The organism is uncultured Campylobacter sp., assembly GCF_938045465.1.
In the GTDB taxonomy this organism is placed as follows: domain Bacteria; phylum Campylobacterota; class Campylobacteria; order Campylobacterales; family Campylobacteraceae; genus Campylobacter_B.
Map to the genome: position 1 here is coordinate 1 of NZ_CALIBF010000187.1, position 11,542 is coordinate 11,542.

Here is an 11,542-nt window from a genome sequence, read left to right on the forward strand (position 1 = left end):
AGAAAGTGAAATTTTGGGCCGCAAGATACGGGCGAAATTTTATCTAGCCCTTGTAATCGATATTTTTTTCAAACTCTTTAAGTCGCATATGGATTGAGCGAAGCTCCGTGATCGTCGTCCAGTTATTCATAAAAATACTAAAACTACCGCGCACCTGATTAAAAGCATTGCTTACCTGAACCATAACTCCAAGCGTAATTACCTTAGTAAATAACCCAGGACCCATTATCAAGTAAGGTACGATCATTAGAAACTGCGAAAATGAGTTGAACCACATATCAAAATAGCAGTAATGCAGATACAGTTTAAAATAGTTATATTTGATCTTATCAAATAACGAAAGAATTTTTTCCTCGCTTGCGTAATTTATCTTATCCTCCTCCGCAAAAACAAGTTCTTTTCTAAATGCCGCCTCGACCTTTTGATTGTTGTATTCCAGTCTCGGTAGATACCAGCCAACCAGCCAAGAAATTATTAGTCCACCGATGCTGATTGCAAGTGCAATCCAAACAAGTGAGCCCGGAATTTTTTTTAGAAATTCAAAAGGAACATTGCTACTAAGCCCCCATAGCACAGGTATGAATGCAAACAGTGTCATAGCTGCCGAAAGCACTCTCGTACCCATTTCCTCGATAGTTCTTGAGAAGCGAAAGATATCTTCTTGGATACGTTGCGAGCTTCCTTCGATATCTTTGCCTACCTTTTTCCAGTATGAAAAATAAGAAAAGGTCATCGCTTCCCGCCATTTAAATGTCCAAATACGAGCTGCATATCGTTCTGAAATCGCAGAGACTACGTAGGGCATCGCTATCCATAAAAAAACTTTCATCTGTGTATAGAAATCATTTAGTGTATGATGATCTATGTTTTGGCACATATCATAAAACGCGCGGTACCATTCGTTTATTCTCACATTTAAGGTAGTTTGATACCAATTAATCGCAATTAGAAAAAATATTCCCGAATATGCCCAAAATGCCCATTTTTTGTTTTTAAAAAATGAAGCAAACATCAACGCTCCTTTGGATTTAAAATCGCCGTAAATAGCCTATCGCTTAGCATTTGCGCGGCTTCCTGCACGTCCGTGCTTTTTATTGCGTTCACGCGCGCGGCGTAGCTTTTTTCATCGTAGAGCGGATAGCCGTAAAGCTCGTGCGCAGTGATATTTCCAAGCCAAAAATCATTCGTCTGCGCAGCTCTTTTGGTCGATAAAATTTGCGCTTTTTTGAAATTTGCCAGCTCGCTATCTTTTGCGCCGGAGCTTTCGATCTGTTTTAAAATTTCACTCACGCTTGCTGCAACCGCACGGGCATCTTTCGGCTCGGTAGAAAACGATACATTCAAGCTCGCTGCGATTTGTGGCTCACGCACATAGGCGCTATGCACCATCGCCGAGTAAATTTGTCCGCGCGCCTCGCGGATCTGCTCGACGATGCGATTGCTTAGCACGCTTTTTAACGCTTGAAATTTATAAGTGTCTGAAAAGTCAAAATTTTGCAGCTCATAGTTTGAAAAAATCATCCGAACTTCGCTTTTATCACTATCGCCGTAGTCTTGCACAATCTCGCCGCTAGAAGTATTTAGCATCAAAGTTTTAGGCGTAGCGCTGCTTGTGCCGGGCTTTAGATTGCCGATATATTTGGCTAGAATTTGTTTCGCGCGCGCAGGCTCAAAATCGCCGCTAAGCACAAAGATAAAATCTCCAACACCTGAAAAAATTTCATCCGCATCGCGCTGTAAATCGGCAAGATTTGCGCTCTTTACGTCATCTGCGCTAAGCGGCTGCTTGCGAGCTGTATCTCCTGAATATAGCGATTTTAAAATTTGCTCACCGAATTTAAACTCCGCCGTCTCGTCGCGCAGCGCGATCGCCGAAAGCGCGTCGGTTTTGTATTTTGTAAGTGAGCTTGCATGAATTAGCGGCTCGCTAAATCTCGCGTAAAGCTCGCGTGTCATCGCTTCCAGATCCGCTCCTGCGCCTCTAAAACCGCAGTCCGCGTCATCCATCCTAAATCTTAGCTTATAATCAAATTTTGAGGTCAAGCGTCCAGCTTCGTATTCGTTTAGCTCGCCTATGGTGCCTGAGTTTAGCAGCGCAGTTAAAATTTCGCCACGAGCCTTGCCGAAGTGCGCGTAGCCGCCTTTTTTAACGGCTGCGAGGGCGATTTTATTTTTCTCGCTTTTAAGAAGCTTTAAAATTATCTTCGCGCCGTTTTTAAACTCCAAAATTTCAGTGCCGCTAGCGCCTTTTTGTGCTTTAAATTCCGTCTCTTTTAAATTTGCTCCCGCAAGCTGCTTGGAAGCAAGCTTCGAAGCAGCGAAATTAAACGGCACCGCTTTTTCGTAGAGCAGCTCCGCGTCTTTTTGGCTAATGCCCAAATCCTTTGCAGAGATAATCTCCGTAAATCTCGCTCCATCCGTTATCTGAGAGAAAAATTTATTAACATCTGCTAGTGTTATTTCTTCTAAGGCCTTGAGGCTTAGATCGTGCTCGTCTTGCTTACTAAGCTTTACATTGCCGTTTTGTACGAAATCAAGTAGCGCTCCTATTTGCGCACTTTGTGTATCGTTTTTAAGCAGATCGGCTTGCACTTGATGTTTAAATTCCGCCTTAACGCTATCAAAATCGTCATTGTTAAATCCGTGTTCGCGTACCCCTTTGATCGCGCTAAAAAGACTACTTAGCGTGGCGTTGGCGTCGAAATTAAAAATATTCGCGCTTATGCTGTATAGTCTGCGGTTTTTAAACAGATCGTCCGAGCCGAAATAGGCTTTAAGCGGAATTTTGGCATTCACATTCATCGCGTCGTATCCAAGCTCCATCAGCCTCGATACGTAGGCTTGCAGCCACTCATTTTTAAGCGCACTGTAGCTTCTTAGCGGCTCATATTTGCCTGCGTAAAGCACGCTAGCGACATTGGCGCCGAGCTCAGGCTCTACGGTGCTTGCTAGCCCGCCTTCAAATGGGCGTAGGCTAAGATCGCGCGGGATTTTTTCGCCGTGCGCAGAAAGAGAGCTAAAATTTTGCTTGATTAGGTTTTTAATCTGCTCAATGTTTACGTCGCCTACGACTATGATGCTAATGGCGCTAGGAAGGTAGTTACGCGCATAGAATTTTTTTAGTTGCTCGCCAGTGGCGCCTTTGATGATTTCATTTTGTCCGATCGGAAAGCGTCTGGAAAATATGGAATTAGGGTATAAATATGTGGCGCGCTTTTCATAAAATCGCCTCTCAAAGCCTTTTTTTGCTTCTTCTAAGATGACGCCTTTTTCCTTTTGCGTTTCGTTCTCGTCAAATTTTACGCCGCCTGCATAATCGCGCAGTACCAAAAATACGTCCTTTAGCGTCTCGTCGCTCACTTGGGCTTGGATGTTGTATGTGGTGTTTTCAAAGCCAGTCTGTGCATTGAGATCGGCGCCGAATTTTACTCCCAAGCGCTGCAAGGTATGGACTAGCTCGTTTTTATCGAAGTGCTCGCTGCCGTTAAATGCCATATGCTCGACGAAATGCGCAAGACCCTGTTCGTCATCATTTTCATCAACACTACCTGCGGCTACGTTGAGGTAAAAAAGCGCGCTATTTTTTGGCACGTCGTTTTTGAGGATATAAAATTTCACGCCATTTGCCAGCTCGCCGTGCACTACGCTAGGATCGAGTTTAAGCGGCGCGTCCGGGTTGGTATCTGCGGAGTAAAGGCTCAAAGAGCAAAGCAGGGTGGTGATAAAAAATATAAACTTTTTCATAATTGTCCTTGGATTTAAAAACTTGCGATTGTAACAAAAGCTAGTTTAAAGTATGATTTTGCGAGCTTTGTTATGGATGGAATTTTGCCAAGGATTTGGGATTTTACTCGCGGTTTTGAAATTTTACTTGCAGAATTGAGAGGAATGGAATTTTTGGAATTTTTGGAATTTTTGGAATTTTTGGAATTTTTGGAATTTTTGGAATTCCGTCGCCACGACTTAAAATTTTGGCAGCGGAATTTAGAAAGCTTCGCGAGCTTTAATAGCCTGCGCAAGGCTAAATTTAAACTTTACGCAGTTAGAATTTGTACGCCCGCGCGAAGAATTTTACAACTTATAGTTTGCTTGCGTTTTTGTCTAGATACTCTGCGACGCCCTTAGGATCTGCTTTCATCCCTGCGTCACCTTTGTGCCAGCCTGCAGGGCAGACCTCGCCGTGCTCGTTGGTAAATAGCATCGTATCGACCATTCTTAGCATCTCGTCGATGTTTCTGCCGAGCGGTAGGTCGTTGATGACGGCGTGGCGGACGGTGCCGTCTTTATCAAGTAGGAAGCTTCCGCGAAGCGCTACGGCGTTGCCGAACAGCACGTCGAAGCTGCGCGCGATATCCTTCGTAATATCCGAAACTAGCGGGAACTGCACTTTGCCGATACCGCCTGCGTTTACCGGAGTATTTTTCCATGCAAGATGCGTAAATTCGCTATCGCAGCTAACGCCGATAACTTCGATACCTTTGGATTTGAAATCTTGATATCTGTGATCGAATGCGATGATCTCGCTCGGGCAGACGAAGGTAAAATCTTTTGGATAAAAGAATACGACCGCGCCTTTTTCGCCGATATTTTTATAGAGGTTGAAATCCTCAACTATTTCGTTGTTGCCTAAAACCGCAGTTGCCGTGAAATCAACGGCTTTGTTGGTTACTATCATTTGTTTCTCCTTGTTAATAAAATTTATGATGGCGATTATACATTTTAAAACTTTATATTTGCTGAAATTTGATGAAAATTTTTATATAATAAAATTTATTTGCTTGATAATATTAAATTTTATCATTTTTTAAATTTAGTATGTTATCATCGCGCTTCATTTTTTGATAAAGGAGAAGAAATGGCTGTAAAAATTACCGATATTTGCATTAGCTGCGGCTCATGCATCGACGAGTGCCCGGTAAATGCGATCGTGGACGATAGCGATAATCCAAGCGGCGAGGATAGCTACTACGTATATGCCGATAAATGCGTCGAGTGTGTAGGCTACAACGACGAGCCGGCTTGCGCTAGCGCCTGTCCGACCGACGGCTGTATCGTCTGGAGCGACATCGTAGCGGGTCAACCTAGCAGGGATAGTATAGGTGCGGATCTGCGCAGCGGAGATACCCCGGTATTTGCTTAACAGATAAAATTCCGCGATCAAATGCGCGGAATTTTAATTCATTCAATCCTTAAATAAATTTTAACCTATTTTTCGATACAATCCGCCTTTCACTTTAAGGAGATTATATGCAGCAAACGCTTTCTATTATTAAGCCTGATGCCGTTAAAAAGGGCGTTATCGGCAAAATTATCGATCGTTTCGAAAGCCACGGACTAAGAATCGCAGCGGCTAAAAAATTATGCCTAAGCGCCGAAGATGCGGGTAAATTTTATGAAATTCACAAAGACCGCCCTTTTTATAAGGATCTGATTGAGTTTATGACTAGCGGCCCGGTGGTCGTAATGGTGCTAGAAGGCGATGATGCCGTAGCTAAAAATCGCGCGCTAATGGGCGCTACCGATCCGAAAAAAGCCGATAAAGGCACTATCAGAGCGGACTTCGCGGATAGCATCGACGCTAACGCCGTTCACGGCAGCGACAGCTTAGAAAACGCAAAAACCGAGATCGCATTTTTCTTTGCAAAAAGAGAAATTTGCTAAGAGTGCCACGTGAAGATCGCTTTTGCTAAAATTCCCGCCGCGCCCGTGCCGTTTGAAATTTCGAGGGACGGACTTAAGTTTGGCGGAAATTTAAAACGAAAAGACTCTAAGTTTATCGAGTGCGAGGGCGAAATTAAGGGCAAAATTCCATACATTTGCGACCGCTGCGGCAAAGAATTTAATCTTGACGTAAACGAGAGCGTAAATTTGCTTTTAAGCGAAGGCGTTTTTAACGACGAAAGGCACGAGAGCTTGGATGTTATGGAGTTTTTCGGTGCTGAAGTTGATTTGGATGAAATTTTAAGAAGCGAAACGGAAGCTTTTAAAAGCGACTATTTTTATTGCGAAGAATGCAAGAACTAAATTTATAAAGGAGAAAAAATGGCAGTTCCAAAGCGAAGAGTTAGTAAAACTCGTGCGGCGAAAAGACGCACTCACTACAAAGTGACCCTTCCGATTCCCGTCAAAGATAAAGACGGAAGCTGGAAAATTCCGCATAGAATAAACAAAACTACGGGCGAATATTAATCCGATGATTTCCGTTGCTATAGACGCGATGGGCGGTGATTTCGGCTGCGAGCCGATAATAAACGGAGTCGTAGATGCGCTGCGAGAGCGTAAATTTAATGCGTTTTTGGTAGGCGACGAAGCGCAAATCAAGCCTTTTATTCCACAAGATCAAGGCTTTGAGAAATATATCACTTACGTAGCTGCAAGCGAAGTTTTCGAGATGAAAGAGGGCGCAACCGACGCTCTCAAACGCAAAGAGAGCAGCATCTTTAAAGCGGTCGATCTAGTAAAAGACGGCACTTGCAAAGCCGTGGTATCCGCAGGACACAGCGGCGCTACGATGAGTCTTGCGACGCTTCGCATAGGCAGGCTGAAAGGCATTTTACGCCCGGCGATTGCTACGCTGATGCCAAATTCCATAGGTGGACGTACGCTTGTGCTGGATGTGGGCGCTTATGTGGATTGTAAGCCTGAGAATTTATTTCAATTCGCGATTATGGGCGAAGCATACGCCAAGGAGATTATGGGTTTAAACGCACCACGCATCGGCTTATTATCCAACGGCGAGGAGGATAGTAAAGGCAACGAGGTAACAAAAGAAGCCTTTCATATGCTTAAGAAGATGCAAAATTTTATCGGTAATGTCGAAGGCAATCAAATTTTTGACGGCTCGGTAGACGTGGTCGTGTGCGACGGATTTATCGGCAACATTATGCTAAAATCCAGCGAAGGTGTCGCAAGCGCTATCGGCAAACTTATCAAAAACGAAACAAAAAAATCCCCGATCGCCATCGCAGGCTCCATCTTGATGAAGCGCGTCTTTAAAATTATCAAAAAAAGTACGGATTATGACGAATACGGCGGTGCGCCGCTTTTAGGCGTCAAAGAATGCGTCATCATAAGCCATGGCAAAAGCACCCCGAAAGCCGTTAAAAACGCGATCTTTCAAGCGCTTAAATTTGCAGATTCTAAAATCAACTCCGCGATAGAAAGCGAAATTTCTTCAAACGAATAGGAAAACGAATGCAAAAAGCCTCGATGATCTCAATCGCAGCATACGCGCCGAGCCAAATTTTAACCAATTTCGATCTTGAAAAGATGGTTGAAACGACTGATGAATGGATCGTCAAGCGAACTGGCATTCATGAACGCCGTATCGCGAAGGGCGAAACCACTAGTGATCTAGGCGTGAAAGCGGCTTTAAAGGCGATCGAGCGTAGCAACCTACAAAAAAACGAGATCGATACAATAATATGCGCCACGATCTCGCCCGATTATTTCTGCATGCCCTCGACCGCGTGCGTTATCGCGGATAAACTGGGTTTAAATTTCGGCATCACGGCGTTTGATATAAATGCCGCCTGTACGGGCTTCATCTATCTTTTAGAGCTCGCAAAATCCCTCATCGAAAGCGGCGCTAAAAAACACGTGTTGATAATCGGTACGGAAAAGCTAAGTTCGATAGTCGATTGGAGCGACCGTGCTACGTGCATACTTTTCGGCGACGGTGCGGGCGCTGCGGTTATCGCGGCACGCGACGATAACGAAATCATTGACATTCATACCGCTAGCGACGGCAGCAAAGGTGATCTTCTCATTACCCCGGCTCCGGGCAGCGTAAATCCGCTTAGCAGGAAGATCATTGACGAAAAGCTAGGTTTCATGCAGATGGCGGGGCGCGAGGTCTTTAAAATTGCGGTACCGACGCTTAGTAACGACGTCGTGGAGATTTTGGCGAAAAATAAAATTTTGCCCGAGCAGGTCGATCTTTTCATCCCGCATCAGGCAAATTTACGCATTATCGAGGCGGTTAAGGCGAGACTGGAATTTAGCGACGAGCAGTGCGTGCTTACAATCGGCAAATACGGTAACACGAGCTCGGCGTCGATCCCGATGGCGATAAATGACGCTTACGAGAGCGGCAGGCTCAAAAACGGCTCGCTTATGCTTTTGGATGCGTTCGGCGGCGGCTTTACGTGGGGCAGCGCGCTTTTGAAATTCGGCGGCAATAGTATAAACTAGCGCTTTTTAAATTTCATTGATCTTTAAATTTCGCCATATTTAAGAGTTAAATTCCAAGCTTATTTACAAAACTAATTTCAAATTTATATTTATTCCGAGTCGGATTTCAAAATTTTAAAATGAGGCGTTTGTAATAAAAAGCATATTATAATATTGCGTAGTTTGAGTATTGGTTTTCTGTGCGAGATTATAAAACGACGTTAGTCTGAGGCTACTGCTTTTTGGCGACGGGCTTTTAGAAATATAAAAGAAATCAAATATGATAGCCTAAATGGGTGTTAATTTCAGCGGATTTTGCATTAACGGCTTTTAATTGGCTGCAAAGCTCGACAAGTATTTTTACGGCGGCGTATGTGGATCTTTTGAGTGACCTACACATAGGCTGTAGAATAAAATTTAAATACCAAAACGCTCACAACAGCAAGCATCAAATTGCCTTAGATTTGAAATTTAGCATAAACGCTAGTAAATTTAATCAAATACCACAAACGGGGCGATAAAGGATGCCATGCCATGAGTGCAGAGGCGTCGTATCTAATATTGGTTTCGTTTGCCCTCTACAGCTATCCCTCGTTATACAATATACTCTAAAAAAGAGATAGGAAATTAGTTATCTCTATATAGATAGCGGCGAGCCGGAGGGCGCAGCCACGCTATAGCTACAGACTGAAGCGGTCAATGCGTTTAGTTTTAGTGCGAAAGCTACAGCTATTTATAGGTTTTGATGGTAGGTCCAGCTCAATGCCATTGTAAGCATTTAAAAATTTTAGCACGAAATATCATCTTGCAGTTATGGACGACAGGTATTAAAGCATATTATTAAGGCAATTTTTTATAAATTTTAAGTTCAAATTCCATTCGGATAAAATTTCGATTTATTTTTCAGAAAGCGATCTAAAATTATTTAAAATTCCTCCGCTAGCTTAGACTATCTAGCGTTTTGTTCGTGTACCCGATTTAAAATTTTAAATAATATAAAATCCCAAATTCTCGTGCTTAAGGATAATTTTTCTGATCTCTTTTAGTAAGCTGAGCGAGGCTTCGATTTCGACGCGGCGGGTGCTGACACTCTCGACGTTTGCGCCCACGCTCACCCCTTTTGCGAGGGCGTATTTATAGATGAAATCAAACATCTCTGCGCACAGCGCTGTTGAACTTTGCAAGATATCGACGCTGCTTTGCAGTCGCTGCTGCAGAAAATCTGGCACCGAGATGCCAAGCCATTTCATAAACTCAAGCGTCTTTAGGCTGCCGCACGGCGTGAAAGTAAAGATTATCGGCACCTTTTTGCACTCCAAAGCGGCGTAATCGTCGATGAAATCTTTGGCATTTTGCACATTATAAACCGCCTGAGTGATAAAAAATTCGCACCCGTCCGCAGTCTTCTCCGCGATTTTTAGGTGCTCGTCGCGGCTCTTTTCATGGCGCTCGGGTATGCAGATGCCGCCTAGGCAAAGATGCTGCGCCACGAGTTGCTTGAGCTCATAGGCGCGGCTTAGATGCAGTTTGCATTCTTCGTTTTTAGAGCTCGCCCCCACGAAAACGCTCAGTCCGCTTGTGGCATGCCTTAGAATTTCGCAAAATTCCGCTTCATCGTATTTGCCTACCGCGCGGTAGATGATCGCTTCTTTATCAGTGTGTAGATACTGCGTGTAATAGCGCGCAGGATCGATCGTATGCACAAAAGGAAAGGTCCGCTCATCTTTCGTGCGCGCGCTTTCATCTTGTAGATCGTAGATGACGATGCCGTCGCATTCGCATTCGCCTAGGCGCTGCGACCACGCCGTACCTAGGCGCTCGAGCTCGTCTTGAGAGGACGTGATTTTAGGCGGAACGATGCCATAGAGCAAAATTCCGCTTTTTCCGTTTCTAATTTTTTCTTTTAACACTTGCCATTCCTTGATTTTTCGCGCATTTTAGCAAATTTAAATTTAAAAATTTAAATGATATAATGCCGAGCAAATTGCAAATTTAAGGAACGCAATGAAAACGCTTCAAGAAAATTTAAAGCTTTTTTATCTAGGGCTCGAAAACAGCGAGCCATTTTTGTATAAAAACAAGGATCTGACGACTCACGCGCTTATCATCGGAATGACCGGCAGCGGTAAAACGGGACTTGGCATCACGCTGCTAGAGGAAGCCGCGATCGATAATATCCCATCCATCATCATCGATCCGAAGGGCGATTTAACGAATTTGGCTCTTACCTTTCCGCAGATGAGGGCTGAGGATTTTGAGCCCTATATTGACGAGGCCGAGGCGCAAAACAAAGGTCTTAGCGTGCGCGAGTACGCCGAGCAGACTGCAAATACCTGGCGCGAGGGGATCGAGGGCTCGTATCAAGACCTGGCGAGAGTGGAGCTTTTGAAAAACAGCGCCGATTTTAGAATTTATACGCCCAAATCAAGCGCAGGGCTTGGCATCAGTCTACTAAGCGACTTTGAAGCGCCGAAAGGCTTAAACGAAGAGGATTTGAATAACTACGTCGGCGGTATCGCCACTAGCGTGCTAAGCCTCGCGGGGATTAGCAGCGATAATCTCAGCTCACCGGAATTTTTGCTGATCAGCCAAATTCTGACCTATCATTTTAACAAAGGCGAGGGGGTGAGCGTGGTGGATCTCATCGCGCAGATCGGCAACCCGCCTTTCGATAAAATCGGCGTTTTCGATGTTAATACCTTTTTTCCGAGCGATAAGCGAATGGCGCTTGCGATGAAGATTAACGCGCTCATCGCAAGCCCGAGTTTTAAACTTTGGTGCGAGGGCGAGCGGCTAAATATCGCCAAGATGCTCTTTGATGAAAACGGCAGGGCGAGAGCGAATATATTTTCTATCGCGCATCTAAACGACGATGAGAGGATGTTTTTCGTCACGCTGCTTTTAGGCGAGATGATCAAATGGATGCGCACCACCAGTGGTACGAGTTCCTTGCGCGCAGTACTTTATATGGATGAAATTTACGGCTTCTTCCCTCCAAACGGCAATCCGCCGAGCAAAACCCCGATGCTTACGCTGCTAAAGCAGGCTCGCGCGTTCGGACTTGGCTGCGTATTATCGACCCAAAACCCGGTTGATCTCGATTATAAGGGACTTAGCAATATCGGTACGTGGTTTATCGGGCGCTTGCAGACCGCGCAGGATAAGGAGCGCGTCATCAGCGGCCTAAGCGGCATCGGCTCAAATCCGATCGATAAAAGCGTGCTTATGGAGAAAATTTCAAATCTCAAAAAGCGAAATTTTTTGGTAAAAAACATCAACGAGGACGTGCTGCGAGTGATCGAGACGCGCTTCGCGCTAAGCTATCTAAAGGGTCCTTTAAGCAATGAGCAAATTTCAAATTTAATGAAAG

11 protein-coding genes are annotated in these 11,542 nt (G+C 44.5%); 7 read left to right on the forward strand and 4 right to left on the reverse strand.

Going from position 1 to position 11,542, the window contains the following annotated elements; all coding sequences use genetic code 11:
• Positions 1-43: 43 nt before the first annotated feature.
• The 3 genes from Q0413_RS09135 to Q0413_RS09145 all read right to left on the reverse strand — a co-directional run bounded on the left by Q0413_RS09135 (position 44) and on the right by Q0413_RS09145 (position 4,675).
• Complete coding sequence (locus Q0413_RS09135; protein WP_298989588.1) at positions 44-1,012, reverse strand: putative transporter; 969 nt, start codon at positions 1,010-1,012, stop codon at positions 44-46.
• Positions 1,012-3,744, reverse strand: a complete 2,733-nt coding sequence (locus Q0413_RS09140) for a pitrilysin family protein (RefSeq protein WP_298989590.1) — start codon at positions 3,742-3,744, stop codon at positions 1,012-1,014. The genes Q0413_RS09135 and Q0413_RS09140 overlap by 1 nt, the downstream gene beginning before the upstream one ends.
• A 334-nt stretch (positions 3,745-4,078) precedes the next feature.
• Positions 4,079-4,675: a peroxiredoxin gene (locus tag Q0413_RS09145; RefSeq protein WP_291939968.1), complete on the reverse strand. Its 597-nt coding sequence runs from the start codon at positions 4,673-4,675 to the stop codon at positions 4,079-4,081.
• Between the two features lie 180 nt (positions 4,676-4,855).
• Between Q0413_RS09145 and Q0413_RS09150 the strand changes: the two genes are divergently transcribed.
• The 6 genes from Q0413_RS09150 to Q0413_RS09175 all read left to right on the forward strand — a co-directional run bounded on the left by Q0413_RS09150 (position 4,856) and on the right by Q0413_RS09175 (position 8,193).
• Entirely contained in the window at positions 4,856-5,140 is a 285-nt protein-coding gene (locus Q0413_RS09150; RefSeq protein WP_005871245.1) for a 4Fe-4S dicluster domain-containing protein, read from the forward strand.
• A gap of 107 nt (positions 5,141-5,247) precedes the next feature.
• Positions 5,248-5,661, forward strand: coding sequence for a nucleoside-diphosphate kinase (gene ndk, locus Q0413_RS09155; protein WP_177388469.1), 414 nt, complete (start codon positions 5,248-5,250; stop codon positions 5,659-5,661).
• A 9-nt stretch (positions 5,662-5,670) separates the two neighbouring features.
• Positions 5,671-6,024, forward strand: a complete 354-nt coding sequence (locus Q0413_RS09160; protein WP_298989592.1) for a hypothetical protein — start codon at positions 5,671-5,673, stop codon at positions 6,022-6,024.
• Between the two features lie 18 nt (positions 6,025-6,042).
• Entirely contained in the window at positions 6,043-6,189 is a 147-nt protein-coding gene (rpmF, locus tag Q0413_RS09165) for a 50S ribosomal protein L32 (protein ID WP_005871250.1), read from the forward strand.
• A 4-nt stretch (positions 6,190-6,193) separates the two neighbouring features.
• Complete coding sequence (plsX, locus tag Q0413_RS09170) at positions 6,194-7,186, forward strand: phosphate acyltransferase PlsX (protein ID WP_298989594.1); 993 nt, start codon at positions 6,194-6,196, stop codon at positions 7,184-7,186.
• Positions 7,187-7,194: 8 nt separating this feature from the next.
• Entirely contained in the window at positions 7,195-8,193 is a 999-nt protein-coding gene (locus Q0413_RS09175; RefSeq protein ID WP_298989596.1) for a beta-ketoacyl-ACP synthase III, read from the forward strand.
• Between the two features lie 965 nt (positions 8,194-9,158).
• Here Q0413_RS09175 and Q0413_RS09180 read toward each other — a convergent pair.
• Positions 9,159-10,082 (reverse strand): methylenetetrahydrofolate reductase, encoded by a 924-nt coding sequence (locus Q0413_RS09180; RefSeq protein WP_298989598.1) that lies wholly within the window; start codon positions 10,080-10,082, stop codon positions 9,159-9,161.
• A gap of 94 nt (positions 10,083-10,176) precedes the next feature.
• Between Q0413_RS09180 and Q0413_RS09185 the strand changes: the two genes are divergently transcribed.
• Positions 10,177-11,542, forward strand: a 1,366-nt coding sequence (locus Q0413_RS09185; protein WP_298989601.1) for a DUF87 domain-containing protein, incomplete at its 3' end; no start/stop codon positions are given.